The 19624-nt window shown below is 53.8% G+C and carries 16 protein-coding genes, 4 tRNA genes and 1 pseudogene; 6 read left to right on the forward strand and 15 right to left on the reverse strand.

All coding sequences use genetic code 11. The features are described from left to right. Positions 1 to 196: 196 nt before the first annotated feature. The gene (locus LF599_RS08645) at positions 197 to 805 is read left to right on the forward strand and encodes a DVUA0089 family protein (protein ID WP_279523010.1); all 609 of its coding nucleotides are present in this window, start codon (positions 197 to 199) and stop codon (positions 803 to 805) included. Between the two features lie 216 nt (positions 806 to 1021). Here the strand turns inward: LF599_RS08645 and LF599_RS08650 are convergent. The 13 genes and pseudogenes from LF599_RS08650 to LF599_RS08710 all read right to left on the reverse strand — a co-directional run bounded on the left by LF599_RS08650 (position 1022) and on the right by LF599_RS08710 (position 14442). Further along, a pseudogene (locus LF599_RS08650) lies at positions 1022 to 1653 on the reverse strand (IS1595 family transposase). 159 nt (positions 1654 to 1812) lie between these two features. Further along, positions 1813 to 4959: an efflux RND transporter permease subunit gene (locus tag LF599_RS08655; RefSeq protein WP_279523011.1), complete on the reverse strand. Its 3147-nt coding sequence runs from the start codon at positions 4957 to 4959 to the stop codon at positions 1813 to 1815. Then, positions 4956 to 6164, reverse strand: a complete 1209-nt coding sequence (locus tag LF599_RS08660; protein WP_279523012.1) for an efflux RND transporter periplasmic adaptor subunit — start codon at positions 6162 to 6164, stop codon at positions 4956 to 4958. Before LF599_RS08660 ends, LF599_RS08655 begins: the two co-directional genes overlap by 4 nt. Before the next feature lie 1144 nt (positions 6165 to 7308). Then, positions 7309 to 8538 (reverse strand): RHS repeat domain-containing protein, encoded by a 1230-nt coding sequence (locus LF599_RS08665; RefSeq protein WP_279523013.1) that lies wholly within the window; start codon positions 8536 to 8538, stop codon positions 7309 to 7311. A gap of 198 nt (positions 8539 to 8736) precedes the next feature. Then, a tRNA-Thr gene (locus LF599_RS08670) sits at positions 8737 to 8812 on the reverse strand. A gap of 296 nt (positions 8813 to 9108) precedes the next feature. Continuing rightward, positions 9109 to 9666 (reverse strand): hypothetical protein, encoded by a 558-nt coding sequence (locus LF599_RS08675; RefSeq protein ID WP_279523014.1) that lies wholly within the window; start codon positions 9664 to 9666, stop codon positions 9109 to 9111. Further along, the gene (locus LF599_RS08680; RefSeq protein WP_279523015.1) at positions 9667 to 10926 is read right to left on the reverse strand and encodes an RHS repeat domain-containing protein; all 1260 of its coding nucleotides are present in this window, start codon (positions 10924 to 10926) and stop codon (positions 9667 to 9669) included. A 198-nt stretch (positions 10927 to 11124) separates the two neighbouring features. Next, positions 11125 to 11200: transfer RNA gene (locus LF599_RS08685), tRNA-Thr, on the reverse strand. Positions 11201 to 11493: 293 nt separating this feature from the next. Continuing rightward, positions 11494 to 12126, reverse strand: coding sequence for a hypothetical protein (locus LF599_RS08690; protein ID WP_269943262.1), 633 nt, complete (start codon positions 12124 to 12126; stop codon positions 11494 to 11496). Then, positions 12092 to 12382: a hypothetical protein gene (locus tag LF599_RS08695; protein WP_269943263.1), complete on the reverse strand. Its 291-nt coding sequence runs from the start codon at positions 12380 to 12382 to the stop codon at positions 12092 to 12094. Before LF599_RS08695 ends, LF599_RS08690 begins: the two co-directional genes overlap by 35 nt. Before the next feature lie 334 nt (positions 12383 to 12716). After that, positions 12717 to 14024 carry an RHS repeat domain-containing protein gene (locus tag LF599_RS08700; protein WP_279523016.1) on the reverse strand — a complete coding sequence of 436 codons (1308 nt, stop codon included), beginning with the start codon at positions 14022 to 14024 and terminating at the stop codon, positions 12717 to 12719. Positions 14025 to 14223: 199 nt separating this feature from the next. Next, a tRNA-Thr gene (locus tag LF599_RS08705) sits at positions 14224 to 14299 on the reverse strand. A gap of 66 nt (positions 14300 to 14365) precedes the next feature. Then, positions 14366 to 14442 (reverse strand) — tRNA-Pro (locus tag LF599_RS08710). A gap of 262 nt (positions 14443 to 14704) precedes the next feature. Here LF599_RS08710 and LF599_RS08715 point away from each other — a divergent pair. Then, positions 14705 to 15247: a chemotaxis protein CheW gene (locus LF599_RS08715; RefSeq protein ID WP_269943266.1), complete on the forward strand. Its 543-nt coding sequence runs from the start codon at positions 14705 to 14707 to the stop codon at positions 15245 to 15247. 39 nt (positions 15248 to 15286) lie between these two features. Here the strand turns inward: LF599_RS08715 and LF599_RS08720 are convergent, their stop codons facing one another. Next, entirely contained in the window at positions 15287 to 15571 is a 285-nt protein-coding gene (locus tag LF599_RS08720; protein WP_269943267.1) for a hypothetical protein, read from the reverse strand. Between the two features lie 18 nt (positions 15572 to 15589). After that, the gene (locus LF599_RS08725) at positions 15590 to 16312 is read right to left on the reverse strand and encodes a Smr/MutS family protein (protein ID WP_279523017.1); all 723 of its coding nucleotides are present in this window, start codon (positions 16310 to 16312) and stop codon (positions 15590 to 15592) included. A gap of 139 nt (positions 16313 to 16451) precedes the next feature. Between LF599_RS08725 and LF599_RS08730 the strand changes: the two genes are divergently transcribed. The 4 genes from LF599_RS08730 (at position 16452) to LF599_RS08745 (ending at position 19591) form a co-directional block, all read left to right on the forward strand. Then, positions 16452 to 17210 (forward strand): ABC transporter ATP-binding protein, encoded by a 759-nt coding sequence (locus tag LF599_RS08730; RefSeq protein WP_279523018.1) that lies wholly within the window; start codon positions 16452 to 16454, stop codon positions 17208 to 17210. Between the two features lie 25 nt (positions 17211 to 17235). Beyond that, the gene (locus LF599_RS08735; RefSeq protein ID WP_269943268.1) at positions 17236 to 18396 is read left to right on the forward strand and encodes a SufB/SufD family protein; all 1161 of its coding nucleotides are present in this window, start codon (positions 17236 to 17238) and stop codon (positions 18394 to 18396) included. A 150-nt stretch (positions 18397 to 18546) separates the two neighbouring features. Continuing rightward, the gene (locus LF599_RS08740; RefSeq protein ID WP_279523019.1) at positions 18547 to 19116 is read left to right on the forward strand and encodes a TetR/AcrR family transcriptional regulator; all 570 of its coding nucleotides are present in this window, start codon (positions 18547 to 18549) and stop codon (positions 19114 to 19116) included. 19 nt (positions 19117 to 19135) lie between these two features. After that, positions 19136 to 19591, forward strand: coding sequence for a metal-dependent hydrolase (locus LF599_RS08745; RefSeq protein ID WP_279523020.1), 456 nt, complete (start codon positions 19136 to 19138; stop codon positions 19589 to 19591). Positions 19592 to 19624: the final 33 nt, after the last annotated feature.

Genomic DNA, 19624 nt, shown 5'->3' on the forward strand with positions numbered 1-19624 from the left:
GGAGCGGCGTTTTCAATATGTGAAACTCCAAGTGGCTTAATCCGGGAGGTCGGTCGGGGAAATTTACAGTTAGTGTCGATGCCTTTGACAAAAGAGAGGGAGTATTTCGATATGCGGCATATCGTATTATTCTGATGTGATTTTATATCTTCATCTGTGGCATGATATATGCTTTTCCTTCGGCAAAGGAGGTATTATGAAGAAAATCACTATCCTGTTTTTCCTTGTCTTTTTGTTGTCTGGAGTACCTGCGCAGGCCTACGACTACGACTATTTCGGCAACATGGAGTACCACAACGACGTCTTGCGTTTTGACTTCAGTGTTTCGACCTCGGGCGAACGAATCTTTTTCTCTTCTTCCTGGGACGACGGCGGCTTCGATCCCATGCTTGGCCTTTGGGATGCAGCTGGCAACCTCATCTATTTCCAGGATGACGGAGGTCTGGTCGGGTCTCAATTGTCGAACGGCGTGTCGTATGATTACGAGGAATGGGATTCCTTCTATACCGTTCTGCTGGACCCCGGGAGCTATTTCCTCACACTGACGACTTACGACAACTTCAATATTTCCGATTCGTACAGCGACGGTTTTTATCGTGCCGGCGAAACGCCGATTCTTATCAGCGAGTGGTCCCAGCCTTCCAACGGCTTCCGGACCGACGATTATGCGTTCCACATTCTGAATGTCGACACGGCCAGCGGCCCCGGCGAAACCCCGCCCGTGCCCGAACCGTCGACCGTCGTTCTCCTCATTGCAGGTCTCGCCGGTTGCCTGGTTTTCGGAAGAAAGCGTTTCCTCAAGTAACGCTGAATCCGAATGGTTGAATAAGGCGGACAGAGTAACGCTTTTGGGAACGGGAGTATCTTCGCCGCATGTTGAGGCAGGGGGTTGAGCCTCCACAAGCGGTCGATACCCGAAAGAAAAGCATGTTCTGAAACAACAGCGTTTTCAGCAAATAAAAAGATAGCCCCTGCAATTTTGCAGGGGCTATCTTTTTGGGGGCTGTATCAGATAATCAGTCTATGTATTTTTTACCCATTGTTTCAGTTGTCTAAACTGAGTTTGTGGATGTTGGTATTAAAGCGCCATTCGTATTCCTTCAAAAAAGAGAAAAATGTTTGGTCGGAATACCGTTAACTTTCTCATATGACGCTTGGCCTGGTTCCCAAAATACTCAATTCGTTGATGTGGTTTTGCTTGTCAGCAGACAACTTCGAGTGGTTGATCCTGAAGTGTTTGAATTTGGGAACGTCCAGAACATTGTAGCTGTAAAGAGCATCTGAGTACACGATGCTGTCTGGTCGCACCTTCTTCTTAATGATTGGTAGTAGCGTTTTGCCTTTGGCGTTGGGAATTACCTGTGTGTACACCTTTGCGCCTCGCTTAAGGATTTAAAAGACAGGCTGCGGCCCCTCGGCTTCGTTTGCTCTTCCGTTTCCCTCCAAAGTAGCTTTCATCGACTTCAGATTCGCTAACATCCCTCCCCTTCACAGGTTTTCTTCGGCTATAATTTTCTGGAGCCGGTGAAAATAGAAGGCGGCTGTCTTGACGTTCACTCCGACCAAATCCGCAGCACAGCGGGCTGTGGTGCCTACCATGAAATGCTCTATCAAACTAAGTTGCTTGTTCTGACTCAAACGATTTTTTCGCATTGCCGCACTGATACCCCAGAGGAGTTCTCTGGCACAGCCCCTTTCCAAATCTTGTCAGGGGATATCGTGGCGTCTGTGCACTGGCTTTGGCATAGCGTCCTCGCTTGTGTTGTGACAAACAAAGTATGTCACACAATCAGACTCTAGATAATCTCGTGACTACAGCATCTGATCGGATGGAGTCTTTTTCTTGAAGAAGTTGACGATCAAAACAAAGAATATCGGGATAAATATGAGATCGATGAAGGTGGCGGAAAGCATGCCGCCGCAGACCGCCGTACCGATGGCGTTCATGGCTCCGGCACCGGCTCCCGTGTTGATGGCCAGAGGTAGAACACCGAAGAAGAAGGCCAGCGAGGTCATGATCACCGGTCGGAACCGGGTTTTGACCGCGCCCAGGGTCGCTTCAATGAGTTCTTCGCCATGCCCCATGCGCTCCTTGATGAACTGGATGATCAAAATGGCGTTCTTCGTCGAAAGGCCCAGCGTGGTCAGGAAGCCGATCTGAAAGTAGACGTCATTGTGCAGACCGCGCAACGAGGTAGCCACGATGGCCCCCAACACGCCCAGCGGGAGCATCAGCAGGTTGACGAAAGGAATGGTCCAGCTCTCGTACAGGGCGGCCACGCAGAGGAAAATGACAAAGATGGAGATCGCATAGAGTATGGGGCCCTGGGAGGTGGCCATGCGTTCCTGGTAGGACAGTCCCGTCCAGTCGTAGCCGATTCCATCCGGCAGTTTGCGGACGATTTCTTCCATGGCCTGCATGGCCTCGCCGGTGCTGTAACCGGGCGCGGCCTCGCCCCAGATGTTGGTGGCCGGGAAGGCGTTGTAGCGTTCCAGTTTCGGCGATCCCGTTGACCAGCGGCCAATGGCGAAGGAGGAAAAGGGCACCATTTTACCCAGGTCGTTGCGGACATAAAGTTTTTCCAGGTCCGTCGGCAACATGCGGTAGGGAGAATCGGCCTGGGCGTAAACCTTCTTGACCCGTCCGGCTTGCACGAAATCGTTGACGTAGGAACCGCCGAATGCGGCGGACAGGGTCGTGTGAATTGAGGAGATGGGCACGCCCAAGGCTCCCGCCTTTTCCCAATTTACATCGACGTAGTATTGCGGGGAGTCCTCAATGCCATTTGGACGGACCCTGGCCAGCCGGGGGTCCTGTGCGGCCATGCCCAAGAGCTGATCGCGCGCCGCCAGGAGCTTCTGGGGCCCCAGGCCTCCCATGTCAAGCAGTTCGAAGTCGAATCCCGAAGCCATGCCGAGCTCCACGACCGGAGGCGGCGGAAAGGCGTAGACTGTGGCCTCTTTGATCTGGGAAAAGGATCGCATGGCCCTGTTTGCGAGGCTGGGTACCGACAGGGAGGGATCGTCGCGTTCCTCCCATGGCTTGAGTCTGACGAATCCCAAGGCCATGTTCTGTCCTTGACCTCCGAAGGAGATGCCGGAAACGGGCATGACCGACTCCACCGCGTCCTGCTCATGTTCCTTGAAGTATTTTTCGACCGTGTCCATGACCGCTTCGGTCTGCTCTAGAGTGGAGCCCGAGGGAAGCGTGGCCTGAACCAGCAGGATTCCTTGATCTTCATCCGGAATGTAGGACGTGGACATGCGCGTGAACAGAAAGCCCACCGTCAACACGAGCAAACCGTAGAATATCAGATATCGGATTTTTTTGGAGAAGGAATGGTGGACGATTTCGATGTAGAATCCTCTGATTCTGGTGAAGTTGCGCTCGAACCATCGGAAGAAGGGGCGCATGAAAAAGATCGCGTTGACTGCGGGGCCGTGACCTTTTTTCACGGGTTTGAGAAAGGTTGCGCACAGCACAGGAGTGAGGATCAGGGCCACGATTACCGAAAGGATCATGGAGGCGATGATGGTGATGGAGAACTGACGGTAGAGCACGCCGGTGGATCCCTGGAAAAAGGCCATGGGGCCGAAGACCGCCGAAAGCACCAGCCCGATGCCGACTAGGGCGCTGGTGATTTCGTCCATGGATTTGGCAGTGGCCTCACGGGGGGGAAGTCCTTCTTCCGTCATGATCCGCTCCACGTTCTCGACGACGACGATGGCGTCGTCCACCAATAGCCCAATGGCCAGGACCATGGCGAACATGGTCAGCATGTTGATGGAGAAACCGAAGATTCCGAGTACGGCGAAGGTCCCCAACAGCACCACAGGCACGGCGATGGTCGGAATCAGGGTGGCCCGGATGCTCCCCATGAAAACATACATGATGATAAAGACCAGCAGCACGGCCTCGAACAGGGTCGTGATCACTTCGTCAATGGCCACTACGGTGAAGGGCGTGGTGTCGAAGGGATAGACCACCTTCATTCCCGGGGGGAAATACAGGCTCATTTCAGCAAGTTTCGCCTTAATGGCGTCGGTCGTGTCCAGGGCGTTGGCCCCGGCGGCCTGGCGAATGGCCATGCCGGCCGAGGGGGCGCCGTTGAAGTTGGCCGAGACGTCGTAGCGCTCTGTTCCCAGTTCGGTGCGGCCGATATCCTTGACGCGGATTGTGGAGCCATCCTGGTTGATACGGATGGGGATGGAGGCGAATTCCTCCGGGGTCTGCAACAGGTGCTGCACCACGATGGGGGCGTTGATGCGCTGCCCTTTTTCGGCCGGGGCCCCACCCAACTGCCCGGCCGATATCTCGACATTGTAGGTCCTCAGGGCGGTGATGACGTCTTCCATGGTCAGGCTGTAGTTGGTGAGGCGGTCCGGGTTGACCCAGACGCGCATGGCGTACTGGGTGCCGAAGCTCTCCACTTCACCTACTCCGGGCACCCTGGCCAGGACCTTTTCCAGGTTGGACTGGGCATAGTCTCGTAGGTCCTCGCCGTTCATGCTGCCGTCTTCCGAAATGAGGCCGACCACGATGAGGTAGTTCCGGGTGGACTTGCTGACCTTGATGCCGAAACGCTGCACCGAATCGGGCAGACTGGCCGTCGCTAGTTGCAGTTTGTTTTGCACCTTGGTCCAGGCCAGGTCCGGGTCGGTGCCCGGGGCGAAGGTCAACTCAATCCGTGACTGACCGGAAGAGGAGCTCGTACCGGTCAGGTAGAGCATGTTGTCCAGGCCGGTCATTTTCTGTTCAATGATCTGGGTGACCGTGTTCTCGACAGTTTCCGCCGAAGCGCCGGTGTAACAGGCCTCGATCGCAATGGAAGGCGGAGCGATGGGCGGATATTGCGCGACCGGCATCAGGTAGATCATGAGCGCGCCGAGGGTCATCATGATGATGGCGATGACCCAGGCGAAGACAGGTCGGTCAAGAAAGAATTTGGACAGCATCATTCTTCTCCCGGACGCGACTTTCGGGGCTGTGCGTCGGCAGGCGGGTCTTTCGGTGAATCAAAAGGAGAGGCCGTAACTTCCGTACCCGGTTGCAACCGTTGCAATCCTTCGACGATCACCCGATCTCCCGGGGCCAGGCCAGAGATCACGAGCCATTTGTCGCCAATGGCCCGGCCCAGGACCAGGGGCCGTCGTTGCGCCTTGCTCCCCTCATCGACCACCATGGCGAAGGGCTCACCTCGGTGGTCGCGCGACACGCCTTGTTGCGGAATGAGGAGGGCCTGTTCGTCGACGCCTTCCTGCAACACCGCCTTGACGAACATGCCGGGCAGCAGCGTTTTGTCCGGATTGGGGAAAATCGCTCGTAGGGTCACCGTGCCGGTGGTCTGATCCACCGTGACGTCGCTGAACTGCAACCTTCCCTCGTGGGGATAAAGCGCGTCGTCTTCCAAGATGAGTTGGACTGCGGGGTGCTGCGAATTCGATTTGAATTTCCCCTTGCCGACGCCGTTCCTGATGCGCAGCAGCTCCGTGGTGGACTGGGGGACGTCCACATAAATGGGGTCGAGCTGCTGGATGGAGGTCAGGGCGGTATTCTGATAGGCCGTAACAATGGCCCCGTCCGTGACGGAAGACTTGCCGATGCGGCCGGGAATGGGGGCGGTGATTTTGGTGTATCCCAAGTTGATGCGGGCGACTTCCAGGGATGCCTGCAATGACCTGATTCTGGCGTTGAGTTCATTCAGGGCGGAGGCGGCATCATCGTAATCCTGTTGGCTTACGGTCTTGGCTTCTAAAAGTTTTTCGTAGCGTTCCGCCTTGGAGCCTACGGACTGGAGTTGGGCCTGAGCCTGCTTGAGTCCCGCTAGCGCGTTGTTGTACTCTGCTTGAAAGGGAGCGGGGTCGATCAGATAGAGGATCTCTCCTTCCTTGACATCGGAACCTTCCGTGAACAGGCGCCGCTGAATCAACCCGCTGATGCGCGGACGAATCTCCGCGATACGAAAGGGGGTGGTGCGTCCGGAAAGTTCCCTGGTCAGCGTGACTTTCTGCCTGTGTATTGTGATCGTGCTGACCTGGCGACTTGTTGGTGCGGGCATCGCCGTATCCGCATCGCCGTTGCATCCGAGGAGCAGAACGGCCAGCAACAGTGTTGAGAGCAGCTTGAACCGAGCCGTATTGTTCATTACGCCGTATGGGGCCATTCTAAATCCTTCCTGTGATGACGAGCAGAGTTAAACGATATTGTAGTCTGTACGCGTATCCTTTGGCTGCGCGGTTAACTTTTGACAGGTTTCGCTCAAAGCCGTTTTTAGTCAAGTCGATATGGTTACAAAATACGTCCCTTCGCTTACTCCAGCCAAGCCTGCATTGGCTCGATTTGATCTTCTTCCGACGCGACCGAACGCCTACTGCCGTAATCAAGGCAGGGCATCCCATGGCCTTCGTTATACCTCTCCTAGTATGGGACTCCTGAAATCGTACCAATCCGAACTTTTGAAGTTGAGCATGGAAGAACACTAACACAAATAGCAATACTTGGCAGCAACAGCTTTCTCTTCATTCTGTGACCTGCCTTGGGGAAATGGGTCCACCGGCAATGTGAGTTTTTTTCACAGGTGAATACGGCACCGTCATCGCAACGCATGGAGAAGGGGCCTTTCGTCATCCAAGTACACGGGGGCATGGCCTTCCGATGAAAGGGTGGGCCGACTTTTGGTCGGCCCACCGGGGTGTTTCATCGCTTGGTCGGGATGAGAGGGTTTGAACCTTCGACCCTTTGAACCCCATGACCGGAATAGAGTTTTATATGTCGAAATTATTAAGTAAATTTTTATGCGGATAACAGGTTTGGGCTAAAAATGGGGATTTTGTGCCAGCGAAGGTTATCCAAGAAAGACTGGAAAAGGGGAGACTTTCAATTCGCTGGAAAATAAATATTCAGTTTGGGCATGCTTGGTGAAGTACCACAGCAGTTGCTTCATGAGTTCCACACAAAACGTCGAAAAAAACTAACGGCCAGCCATCCCACTCTGGATGGCTGGCCATTTTTTCTTTATTATTGCTCTGTCTTGATAGAAACTATTTTTTTACACTTTGAACACCAGTAGGTGTACCGAGGTTTTGATTGAAGAAGCAAAATACCAGGGACCATGAAAACAATGAACCAAAGATATACAGCTATTCCAGATTCAAGCGAGAAGTCCAGATTCATTTGCAAGACAAGGATGAATGCTATGCCCATGCATATCCATCCTCCAATTCGTTTATCTAATTTACGGATCTTATTATCACAAATGTTACAATTCATACATGCACCTCTAAGGTTTTAATGCCAGGGTGGGTTTCCTATCTTCCGAACCAACCTCCACCACCGTCATAACCGCCGCTTCGAGACGAACTTCCTCCACCAGTGGAGCCGGAACCGCTTCCGGTTCCAGAAGATCCAGAGCTGCTCCCGGAATTGGAGCTACCGCCCCCACCAGAGGAACCACGGCCAAGATCATTGGGGATTTCTCCATAGACTGCACCTAGGCCGCCAAGGGCACCACCCACAGCTGCACCTGTCACAGCACCGGCAGGGCCCATGGAGACGCCCCCACTGATAGTTCCTGTGATAGCCCCGCCTATAATGCCCCCAACAATCCGCCCCCCGGGACCATCCCCAATGATTTGGAATAGCCCCAGCGGGTCCACCCCGTTCACCGGATCATCCAGGCAATACCCATACCAATCAGGATCACCACCTTTGTCCCCAATGGGGTCGGGCGCGGTCCATCGACCGGTATTCACGTCGTAATCCCGCCATCCGAAGCGGACGAAACCGAGGTCTCGGTCATGCAGCCCGCCCGCAAAGCCGATGGGCACGTGGAAGCCCGGATTGGTGTCCTCGATGATGCCGCCGAACGGATCGTACAGGACTTCCTTTATCACGTTGCCGTGTGAATCGGCAACAACACGGAGCGAGCCTACTTGGTCGTAATGCAGGGTGAATACGGCACCGTCCTCGCGGCGCATGGAGGATGGGAGCCGTTCTTTGTCCGTGTAGTCGAACTCGTAGCTCATGCGTCCGTCGTGGAAGGCTCCGAGTCGGATGAAGTCGAGCCACTGGTAGGCCTCGGCAAGCTGCCCGTTCAAGTATTCGGCTGCCCGCTGACCATCATCATTATGCTGGAAGGTGTAGACGCGGTTTTGGTCTTCTACCTCCATCCTGAGCAGCCGATAGTCCGGCGTGTACTCGTAGAGATGGTACGTGCCGCCGTTCGACCAGATGGACCGGAATCCGTTGTCGTCGTGGGTGTACGTATTGTTGCCCGCACGGAGCAGACGGTTGTCCATGGTGTACCGGTAATCGCGGTAGTGGGGCCCGACGGTTGCGGGAAAATAGTCCCGGGACCGGCGGCCTTCCCCGTCGTAGTTGCATTGGCAGATCAGCCTGCCGTCCCGGTGCGCTTCCGTTAGACGCCCGCCGTTGTCGTAGGTGTACTTCCAGGTGGCGGGTGTGCCTGCCACGGTTTCGGTTTTTTCCACGATGCGGCCGTTCCGGTCGCGTTTCAATTCCATTTCAAATACGTTCATGACGTTCCCCTTTATTTTGCGGAGAGCGTATCACCGATTTTTCTGGAAACCCCGTTTTGTCGAAGAATGACAATTGAATGCGTTGGAAATGTATAAGAAAACAACTTGACAGGGGGCAGGATAATTAGGTCCTCCCGCAAACCGCGGCAGGGTGGCAAAAGAAAAAACCGCCGATCTTGCGATCAGCGGTTTGATATGTGGAGCTGCTGGGCGGGATTGAACCGCCTACCTCGTCCTTACCAAGGACGCGCTCTACCGATTGAGCTACAGCAGCGTTCCGGCTGTTTCCGATGAAAGGGTGGGCCGACTCTTGGTCGGCCCACCGGGGTGTTTCATCGCTTGGTCGGGATGAGAGGATTTGAACCTCCGACCCCTTGAACCCCATGACCGGAATAGAGTTTTTATATGTTGAAATTATTAAGTAAATTTTATGAGGATAACAGGTTTTGGCTAAAAATGGGGATTTTGTGCCGGAGGAGGGTATCCAACTCTAGGAGTCGTCCGCTCGCAATAAACTGAAGGCCTGTAACCTCTCTTGTGCCCCTAGAATTTCATCGGATGTATTTCCACTTATTTTGGCCAATAGGCAGGGGATACTTCGCATCGGATATCCTTTTGATAATGGGAAAGCTTGGAAAATGGAGATTCAACTACCACTTTGAGAGTTACCGAGTCGTGACCCTGGAAAGGGAGGTCAAATGTAAACAAGGCGATGTCGCAGATGCCATTACTGTCTTGGCCTCTCATTGGACGTTTGGGTATCGCAATTGTCTTTGAGTCCAACTCGATCCCGTTGAGCAAAAATGAATATCGGATTGATCCTTCCATATTGCAATAAGACTCTGAGCTGATATCATCACAGGGAAAGGTCAGAAAAAAACCATGTCGGACATGATATGAAGGCGTTAATTGGGCGCTGACGGTACTGCCGGGTTGTAATACATTCAAATATCCAATGAATATTGGTTTATAGAAAGAGTCACTATTAAACCAAACCGCGAGTTCATTCCTGTGAGAATTTGCCCAAATAGCGATAACTACCAACACGGCAATCAATATGCCCGCTTTTTTCATTCTATCCCCTTGTAAGGTGGGGCGATCAGCCCCACCTTTTTTATTGCCTTTCAATTATCGTTGGCGGTCACCTCGATCCAGCAACGAATATCGGTTGCGCATCTTGTCCGCATAGTCTTGGCAGTTGTTTTTCTTTCCGCCTATGCCAAGAAGGTTGTATTCTTGTTTCCCAAGGCTTTTGACAACACGGCGCATTCGCTTGTCGTCATAGCTCTTGTCTTCCAATTTGTAATTATTAATGTTTTCTGTGTCGAATCTACGCCCATCCTTGAACAGCCCAACATTACCCCCAGTCCCATCTTCATAAAAACCGTGTTCATGAGCTATTTCCGTATTGGCCGCATCATTTATCGGGTTATCGGAAAAGATGCCAAGCAATGGCAACCCGCCCAATCCTCGCTTCCCAAATCGAAATAGCCCCAGCGGGTCCACCGCATTCACCGGATCATTCAGGCAATACCCATACCAATCAGGATCACCGCCCTTGTCGCCAATCGGATCGGGCGCAATCCAGCGGCTGGTGTTCACGTCGTAGTCCCGCCATCCGAAGCGGACGAAACCGAGGTCCCGGTCGTGCAGCCCGCCCGCAAAGCCGATGGGGACGCGGAAGCCCGGATTGGTGTCCTCGATGATGCCGCCGAACGGATCGTACAGGACTTCCTTTATCACGTTGCCGTGTGAATCGGCAACAGCGCGCAGGGACCCAACCTGGTCGTAGTGCAGGGTGAATACGGCACCGTCTTCGCGGCGCATGGAGGATGGGAGCCGTTCTTTGTCCGTGTAGTCGAACTCGTAGCTCATGCGTCCGTCGTGGAAGGCTCCGAGTCGGATGAAGTCGAGCCACTGGTAGGCCTCGGCAAGCTGGCCGTTCAGGTATTTGGCTGCCCGCTGACCATCATCATTATGCTGGAAGGTGTAGACGCGGTTTTGGTCTTCTACCTCCATCCTGAGCAGCCGATAGTCCGGCGTGTACTCGTAGAGATGGTACGTGCCGCCGTTCGACCAGATGGACCGGAATCCGTTGTCGTCGTGGGTGTACGTATTGTTGCCCGCACGGAGCAGACGGTTGTCCATGGTGTACTGGTAATCGCGGTAGTGGGGCCCGACGGTTGCGGGAAAATAGTCCCGGGACCGGCGGCCTTCTCTGTCGTAGTTGCATTGGCAGATCAGCCTGCCGTCATGGTGCGCTTCCGTTAGACGCCCGCCGTTGTCGTAGGTGTACTTCCAGGTGGCGGGTGTGCCTGCCACGGTTTCGGTTTTTTCCACGATGCGGCCGTTCCGGTCGCGCTTCAATTCCATTTCAAATACGTTCATGACGTTCCCCTTTATTTTGCGGAGAGCGTATCACTGATTTTTCTGGAAACCCCGTTTTGTCGAAGAATGACAAGTGAATGCGTTGGAAATGTATAAGGAAACAACTTGACAGGGGGCAGGATAATTAGGTCCTCTCGCAAACCGCGGCAGGGTGGCAAAAGAAAAAACCGCCGATCTTGCGATCAGCGGTTTGATATGTGGAGCTGCTGGGCGGGATTGAACCGCCTACCTCGTCCTTACCAAGGACGCGCTCTACCGATTGAGCTACAGCAGCGTTCCGGCTGTTTCCGATGAAAGGGTGGGCCGACTCTTGGTCGGCCCACCGGGGTGTTTCATCGTTTGGTCGGGATGAGATGATTTGAACCTTCGACCCTTTGAGCTCATGACCGGATTTAAGCTTTTATACTTTGAAATTATTTGTGAAATTTTTCCAAGGATAACATTTTTGGGCGAAATGCCGCGATTTTGTGGTGTGGGAGGTTAGCCATGGCAATGCAAGCTCCGAATAGGTAACAGCGGCGTTTTTGAGAAAATATGAGTTGTCAATATGTGCCTACTTTTTGCCTTTTACTTTAGCTTTTCAATAGACTTAAGAGTATAATCACCCCTTGAGAGCAAGCCTAAACCAGAGGCAATCTCCCATGTGACCGATGTGGTCTCAAGTAATTGATTTTTAATATCGCACCGCACCACAGCAACTCGCCTTTCCTCATCAAGAATTTGTTTTTCACTTACGGAAGTAATTCTACAAATAGCTAGAAGTGCATTTGATTCAAAATTTCCATATGCTTTTCCCGGAACTGTCCAATTTTTTGCAGCAAAGTCGATGAGTGTAAATTCGACACCTGCCATTTGCATAATCAATTTTTGCTCTTCGACTTTCAAAGTATACTGACTGTATATTGATTTATATTCTTTTTTGTTGTTCTTTTTAATTTTGTTATCCTTTGAGAAGCAGCAAAACACTTCCTTTACAAGTAGCACATTGCCTTCCGACCATTCAGAATGAACCTCAACTGTCAGCCCGTTAGAGTTGGAAGACTTAAGCAGTAGTCCAGGTTTTGGGCCAATGAATTCATTTGGATTGCCGTCAAATGCTATGGCTTGTTCCCCGATAATCGATACAGAAAGCACTATTAATGTGACGACTATGTGTAAGTTACTTTTAGCGAGAGCTTTTTCGAACACTTCTTGAATCATATGGGTTCCATGGATTTGTAGAAATAAAGACATCGCCACCTTCTGGATCTCCGCCTTGGTATATAGCGATGGCAGGAGCCTCACGAACCTCAACCTTTTTTCTGCTTCGTTTTTCATTTTTATTTTCGATTTCTAAAATCGAAGCCCCACATGTTCGAATAACTTTCCGCGTTCTGATTTCTTCAATCCTGCTTATCTGGTGCCATGCAGCAGTGCATTTTGCTCCAAAACAAACAATCCCTGCTATTCTATACATGATCACAGTTTCCGAAACCACCTTCCAATCGCCGTATTGGGTATCGTACTCACACTCGACGACTTGACATTTGCAATTCGGATGCGGTTTCTCTGGGGCATCATCTTTATTTAAATATAGGGGCTGTCCTAGCTAACTAGTTTTTTTATTGCGGGATGGAGATCGAAGGAACCAAGCCAGTATGGGGATAACAACCCCTATCGCTGTCATTGCATAGGCTGCCAATGGGAACATGGGTACTCCATATAGTGTGTAAATCCCAGTTCGAATCATGGAAATACCATAGAATACCATCAGGATACTCATAATCCATTCCCATACTTTGATACGCATTCTATCTCCTGTTTTGTTTATACCAATCATAGACGCCCTTGGTGAGGGCTCCTGCGCCACCGGCAGGGCTTTGTGGCGGGGGACCCTCTACAAGTCCATTAGCAAAATCAACCGCAGCCTTTGATGCAGCCGCAAGCTTATCCGGGTGCTGCATGGCGGCTCCTGCGATAATAGGAGCAGTTTCAATCGCTCCCGCCGCCGCAATGGGGAGCATTCCCGCCCCCAAGGCGATGCCTGTGTATTTTTGCAAATCCTTATTTGTTGCAAAAGCATTGGCGGTTTTGCTCAATGCTTCTTCGGCTCCTTTTGAGCCTTTGGTAATGGCTTCGCCGATTCCTTTAGGGGCTTTGTTCCAAAGTTGCCCAAGTCCGGTTCCAATCGATTTCATACCACTCCAGAATCCGCCTTCCAGCCCTAATGGATCATTGCCATTCACCGGATCATCCAGACAATACCCATACCAATCCGGGTCACCGCCCTTGTCGCCTATGGGGTCGGGCGCGGTCCATCGACCGGTATTCACGTCGTAATCCCGCCATCCGAAGCGGACGAAACCGAGGTCTCGGTCATGCAGCCCGCCCGCAAAGCCGATGGGGATGCGGAAGTCCGGGTTGGTGTCCTCAATGATGCCGCCGAACGGATCGTACAGGACTTCCTTTATCACGTTGCCGTGCGAGTCGGCAACAACACGGAGCGAGCCCACCTGGTCGTAGTACAAGGTGAATTCGGCACCGTCCTCGCGGCGCATGGAGGATGGGAGCCGTTCTTTGTCCGTGTAGTCGAACTCGTAGCCCATGCGTCCGTCGTGGAAGGCTCCGAGGCGGATGAAGTCGAGCCACTGGTAGGCCTCGGCAAGCTGGCCGTTCAGGTATTTGGCTACCCGCTGACCATCATCGTCATGCTGGAAGGTGTAGACGCGGTTTTGGTCTTCTACCTCCATCCTGAGCAGCCGATAGTCTGGCGTGTACTCGTAGAGATGGTACGTGCCGCCGTTCGACCAGATGGACCGGAATCCGTTGTCGTCGTGGGTGTACGTGTTGTTGCCCGCACGGAGCAGACGGTTGTCCATGGTGTACTGGTAATCGCGGTAGTGGGGCCCGACGGTTGCGGGAAAATAGTCCCGGGACCGGCGGCCTTCCCCGTCGTAGTGGCATTGGCAGATCAGCCTGCCGTCCCGGTGCGCTTCCGTCAGCCGCCCGCCGTTGTCGTAGGTGTACTTCCAGGTGGCGGGTGTGCCTGCCACGGTTTCGGTTTTTTCCACGATGCGGCCGTTCCGGTCGCGCTTCAATTCCATTTCAAATACGTTCATGACGTTCTCCTTTATTTTGCGGAGAGCGTATCACCGATTTTTCTGGAAACCCCGTTTTGTCGAAGAATGACAAGTGAATGCGTTAGAAATGTATAAGAAAACAACTTGACAGGGGGCAGGATAATTAGGTCCTCCCGCAAACCGCGGCAGGGTGGCAAAAGAAAAAAACCGCCGATCTTGCGATCAGCGGTTTGATATGTGGAGCTGCTGGGCGGGATTGAACCGCCTACCTCGTCCTTACCAAGGACGCGCTCTACCGATTGAGCTACAGCAGCGTTCCGGCTGTTTTCGATGAAAGGGTGGGCCGACTTTTGGTCGGCCCACCGGGGTGTTTCATCGCTTGGTCGGGATGAGAGGATTTGAACCTCCGACCCCTTGAACCCCATTCAAGTGCGCTCCCAGACTGCGCTACATCCCGACGCGAAGTGAGTAACTATCTGCGCTCGGTTCCGTTGTCAACGTTTATTTTAAAAAAAATTTCAACTTGGTGTTTTTTTTGATGATTGCCAAAGGTCATCATTGCTCCTCGATGGCGTCATCCGGACATTTATAATGGCGTGAGGGCCTGTCCGCGGTGTATGGAGTAATCCAAGTCGAAACCTTTGGGGAGCGGCCGTGCCGAGTTGCGCGGCATCCTTCAAACGATTCAAAATATAACTGCAAGCAATCAGGGGGTTGGCATGGCCGATGAAGCTCTGAAAGATATCAATCAGTTTTTGACGTTCACTTTGGGCAAGGAAATTTTCGCTCTCGATATAGGAACGGTCCGCGAGGTTTTGGAGCTGACGTCCATAACCAAAATTCCGAGGACACCCAAATTCATGCGCGGTGTCATCAATCTGCGAGGGCACGCCGTTCCTGTGGTGGACATGCGGCTCAAGCTGGGTATGTCCAAGGGCGAGGACACCGTGGATACCTGCATTATCATCGTGGAAATTGAATACGAGGGCGAGTTCACCGTTATGGGCGCACTGGTGGATTCCGTGCGCGAAGTGTTCGAAATGGCACCGGATACCATTGAGCCAGCCCCCAAGATGGGCGCGGCCATCAATGCCGAGTACATAAAAGGAATGGGGCGCCAGAACGAACAGTTCATCATTATCATCGACATCAACAAGATATTTTCCGCCGAAGAGCTGGCCATCGCAAAGGATATGGGGGCGTTGAGCGCGGAACCTGATCGCGCTCCGGCCACAGAAGAGGCTGCGTCAGCGCCGGCATAGCTGAAATGAAACAGCCCCCCGTTCGAAAGGACGGGGGGCTTATGTGTTTTCGAGCAGCAAATCCGCTTTCATCTGGATGGCTCCCATGTGAAAGGCCGTGTGGGCCAACGCGCCCGCCGCGCCCCAGGCCGATTCGGGATTCGTCGTCGCATGGCGGGTGATGACGTTTGCGAGTCTTTCGGCTTGGTTGGCTATCCGTTTGAGCAATGCCCGCCACTCCGATTCATTCACCGTGTATTTCTCCCAGCTTGCTTCCCAATTATATGTTTTGTCGCGGTTCCCTTTGATCCAGTCTGCGAAGGCGTAGATGGATGCGTTCCGCATCTCGTCCTCCGGGGGAGGCTAGTCGCCCCAGTTCATCATTGTGTCCCAGCGAACCTTGCCTTCGGTCTTTTTCTGTTTTCGCAGCAGGATATAGATGGCTCCGGCCCCACCGTGTTTGGGTTGGGCCGTGCAGAAGGCCAGGACCACGCGTCTGAGCGGCTCTTTCGTCAGCCAGGTTTCGGTCTCGGTGCGCAGGATGGACTGGCCTCCGGGAGAGTTTTTTCCCCGTCCAGTGACCACGAGTACGCAACGGTACCCCTGGAGGTAGGATTCGCGGATAAAGAAGAGCAGGGAGTCCCGAGCCTGATCCGAGGTCATGCCGTGCAGGTCGAGGTGGGCGGCTACGCTGAGGGAACCAGCCTTGAGTTGCTGGAATATCTTGATGTCCAGGCCGCGCACGTACCCGTACATGAACTCGTCGGTGTATTCGAGCTCGAACTCGATATCCCCGCGCATGAAACGGTCAAGATCATTTTTAGCCTCGTCCTCGGACGATACGGCGTTTCTTGAGCCAGTGGCGGTGGCCGGAGGCACCTGGCGGCCGCTTTCGCCGCCCATGGGCTTCACGCCCTGCATGGCGGCGAAAAAAAGTTCCTCATCCTGAGGACCTTCATCGGGGTTGACTTTTCCCTTTGGAGGCTCATTTTTCTCGTAAGGAAGAGAATAGACATCGTCTTTTTGTTTCTTGAACTTGATCTGCTTGAGATCGCCAAGGTTGTTCATGCGTTTTTTGGTCATCATGTAACCTTACCTTTGGTCGAACCGAGTATATCCGAACCCTTATGGGTGGTGTCTGGTGCCGTCCGGCGAAGCAATCGCTGGACTTCCGCGACGTGCTTGAGTAATGAGCCTGTTGCACATCATCAAAGCGAGGAATCACATGCTGACCATTGAAGACCTGCATGTCAACATCGGCGATAAAGAGGTCCTGCGAGGGATCAATCTCCAGATAAACGACGGGGAAACTTTCATACTGTTCGGGCCCAACGGATCGGGCAAAACGTCCCTGCTCATGACCTTGATGGGATTTACCGGCTACGAGGTGACCAAGGGCAAGATTATTTTCAAGGGGCACGATATTACCGAAGCCCCCATGTACGAGCGCGCCCGGCTTGGAATGGGAATGTCCTTCCAGCGGCCGCCGACCATCCATGGTCTGCGCACCCGTCACCTGGTGCAGATGTGCGCCCGCAAGGGCACGGTCAACCCTGACATGCTGGCCGAAATCGTCAACATGGGCGATTTTCTTGATCGTGACATCAATGCGGGCTTTTCCGGCGGCGAGATCAAGCGTTCAGAGCTTCTCCAGCTCATGGCCCAGCAGCCCGATCTGGTGCTCTTCGACGAGCCCGAATCCGGCGTGGACATGGAGAATATGCAGTTGGTGGGGCAGGTCGCCCGCGACGTGCTGGACGGCAAGTTCAGCGTGGCCCCCGACCTGAGCCTCAAGGAGCGCAAGGAGAAGGTCACGACCGCCGGACTTATCATCACCCATACCGGGTACATTCTCGACTACGTGAACGCCGACCGGGGCCAGGTCCTCTATCATGGCCATCTGTGCTGTGAAGGTCGCCCCAGGGATATTCTGGACCACATCCGGCAGCATGGCTACCAGGAATGCGTCCGCTGCATGAACTAGCCGTCGGCATTGGAGAGATATAGATATGAGCAAAGTCGATCTGAAGGATTTCAAGTTTGACGGCCTCAAGCAGGAGGCCATTACCGATCTGAACGCCCTTTCCGACGCGGACAAGGACCAGCTTCTCATGGCCGGCGTGGTCTCTGACCTGTCCACCCGTTCCGCTTCCTATTTGCAGATGGACCAGTCCGCGGTTCATTGCCAGTCCAGGAACGAGGCCGTGGAGATCATGGACATCAAGGACGCCCTCAAGAAATATGACGGCCTCAAAGAGTATTTCTGGACCCTGGTGGACAGGGACAAGGACGAGTTCACCCGTTCCGCCTACGACAACCTCCACGGCGGTTACTTCATTCGGGTCAAGGCCGGGGCCAAGATCAAGGAACCCATCCAGTCCTGTCTCATGCTCAAGTCCGAGCATGTCGGCCAGAACGTTCATAACCTCGTGATAATCGAGGAAGGGGCCGAGGCGCACATCATCACCGGCTGTTCCGTGGCGCATGGCACCAAGGCCGGCGCGCATCTGGGCATTTCCGAGTTCTTCGTCAAGAAGAACGCGTCCCTGACCTTTACCATGGTTCACAACTGGTCCGAGTCCGTGGCTGTTCGGCCGCGTTCGGCGGGCATGGTGGAGGAGGGCGGCAAGTTCCTGAACAACTATGTTTTGCTCAAGCCTGTCCAGGATTTGCAAATGTACCCCGCAATCACCCTGAACGGCCCGGATTCCGTGGCCCGTTTCAACTCCGTGGTGGTGGCCACCGAAGGATCGCATCTGGACATGGGCAATCGTGTCATCATGAATGCCCCGAACACCCGGTGCGAGATCATCGCCAGGACCATCGCCTCCGGCGGAACCATCATCAACCGGGGACACATCGCCGCGCATCACGTCCCGAGCAAGGGACATCTGGAATGTCAGGGCTTGATTCTCGGCGGGGGCCGCATCTGGGCCATCCCGGAACTGGACGGCACAGTGGAGGGCGTGGAGCTTTCCCACGAAGCCTCGGTGGGCAAGATTGCCCAGGAGGAGATCGAGTATCTCATGGCCCGCGGCATGGACGAGGATGAAGCGACCTCGACCATCGTGCGCGGCTTCCTTAATACCGATATCATGGGCTTGCCCGAGCGGTTGCAAAAGGAGATCGATAAACAGATCGAGGAATTGCAGTCTTCGGACGTCATGTAAAAAGAAAAGTTGTATACGCAGGGGCGGGGGCTTCGGCCACCGCCCCTTTTTTTTGCCGTGCGGGATTGGATTAGCCCTTGAACAAACTGAATTGACGTACTAATCAATGTTTTCCATCTTCTTGAAAAGAGACGCGACAGGGAGTGCCGAATGACGAAAAAGGAAGGAATCCTGCTGGCAGCCCAGGAATTGTTCGCTCGTTACGGTTATGCGGGAACGACCATGAAAATGGTCGCCGAGCAAGCCGGAGTGGCCTCGGGCCTGGTTTTTCATTATTACGAATCCAAAGAAAAGCTCTTCATGGTGGCCGGAGCCGGATTGATCGACAACATGGTTTCCGTTCTGCATCAGGCCACCGCCGGAACGGCCTCCGGCTGCGAGGCCATGGGCATTTTCGTTAAGGCCTACCTGGATTTCACCGCCGAGCATGAGAAGACGTTCCCCACGATCATCCGGTGTTCGCCCTTCAGCGACGACAACCCCGATCTGGATCGCGAGAGAATCGCCACCAAGTTCCTGGATTTGATAAACATCATAGAGGATATACTGCGACGGGGGATCGAGGACGGCTCCATTCGCGAGATGCCGGTTCCCCAGACGGCATTCATGATCTACGGGGTCATCGTGGGTGCGGTTCGTACCCGGTTCCTGACACCCTATGACATCCCTGGATTGTATGCCGAGGCGCGGGAGTTCGTTCTGCGCAGCGTCTGCGCCTAACCGCTCGTCGTATCTATTTATGTCTGATTATAGAGGACATCTTGCCGGAGGGCTTTTTTTCGGCATTATGGGATTGGTGGGGGTGATCCTTCTTGGTTGGATGACCTTTGATCCGCTCCAGGCCGCCGGGTTGCTCGGCTTCTGTCTGCTTGGCGCGCTTTTCCCGGACGTGGACACCAACTCCAAGGGGCAAAATCTTTATTACGCCGTCTTCGTGCTTGTCGACCTGGGGTTGATTCTCAGGGGACTTTACGTCTGGGCCGCATGGTTCGGGCTTTTCTCCATGCTTCCGGCCGTGGGCTCCCACCGCGGCTGGACCCACACCTGGTGGGCCATGCTCCTTGTGCCGCTGCCCATCGTGGTCATCCCTTTCTTCATGCAGGAGCAAGGGCTGGCCCGTTACTTTGCGCCGTTTTACGCCGCTTTTGTGATCGGCTATTTCTCCCACCTGATCTTGGACGGAGAATTCAAGTAATTCCTGTGATAGAGACGTGATCGGCCCAGCCGG

The organism is Pseudodesulfovibrio thermohalotolerans, assembly GCF_021353295.2.
Lineage (GTDB): Bacteria > Desulfobacterota > Desulfovibrionia > Desulfovibrionales > Desulfovibrionaceae > Pseudodesulfovibrio > Pseudodesulfovibrio thermohalotolerans.

What these genes read in the sequence shown, in the direction of transcription:
- LF599_RS08645 (WP_279523010.1), top strand. Translation starts at nt 197, where the DNA reads ATGAAGAAAATCACTATCCTGTTTTTCCTTGTCTTTTTGTTGTCTGGA.
- LF599_RS08655 (WP_279523011.1), bottom strand. Translation starts at nt 4,959, where the DNA reads ATGATGCTGTCCAAATTCTTTCTTGACCGACCTGTCTTCGCCTGGGTC.
- LF599_RS08660 (WP_279523012.1), bottom strand. Translation starts at nt 6,164, where the DNA reads ATGGCCCCATACGGCGTAATGAACAATACGGCTCGGTTCAAGCTGCTC.
- LF599_RS08665 (WP_279523013.1), bottom strand. Translation starts at nt 8,538, where the DNA reads ATGAACGTATTTGAAATGGAATTGAAACGCGACCGGAACGGCCGCATC.
- LF599_RS08680 (WP_279523015.1), bottom strand. Translation starts at nt 10,926, where the DNA reads ATGAACGTATTTGAAATGGAATTGAAGCGCGACCGGAACGGCCGCATC.
- LF599_RS08690 (WP_269943262.1), bottom strand. Translation starts at nt 12,126, where the DNA reads ATGATTCAAGAAGTGTTCGAAAAAGCTCTCGCTAAAAGTAACTTACAC.
- LF599_RS08695 (WP_269943263.1), bottom strand. Translation starts at nt 12,382, where the DNA reads ATGTATAGAATAGCAGGGATTGTTTGTTTTGGAGCAAAATGCACTGCT.
- LF599_RS08700 (WP_279523016.1), bottom strand. Translation starts at nt 14,024, where the DNA reads ATGAACGTATTTGAAATGGAATTGAAGCGCGACCGGAACGGCCGCATC.
- LF599_RS08715 (WP_269943266.1), top strand. Translation starts at nt 14,705, where the DNA reads ATGGCCGATGAAGCTCTGAAAGATATCAATCAGTTTTTGACGTTCACT.
- LF599_RS08720 (WP_269943267.1), bottom strand. Translation starts at nt 15,571, where the DNA reads ATGCGGAACGCATCCATCTACGCCTTCGCAGACTGGATCAAAGGGAAC.
- LF599_RS08725 (WP_279523017.1), bottom strand. Translation starts at nt 16,312, where the DNA reads ATGATGACCAAAAAACGCATGAACAACCTTGGCGATCTCAAGCAGATC.
- LF599_RS08730 (WP_279523018.1), top strand. Translation starts at nt 16,452, where the DNA reads ATGCTGACCATTGAAGACCTGCATGTCAACATCGGCGATAAAGAGGTC.
- LF599_RS08735 (WP_269943268.1), top strand. Translation starts at nt 17,236, where the DNA reads ATGAGCAAAGTCGATCTGAAGGATTTCAAGTTTGACGGCCTCAAGCAG.
- LF599_RS08740 (WP_279523019.1), top strand. Translation starts at nt 18,547, where the DNA reads ATGACGAAAAAGGAAGGAATCCTGCTGGCAGCCCAGGAATTGTTCGCT.
- LF599_RS08745 (WP_279523020.1), top strand. Translation starts at nt 19,136, where the DNA reads ATGTCTGATTATAGAGGACATCTTGCCGGAGGGCTTTTTTTCGGCATT.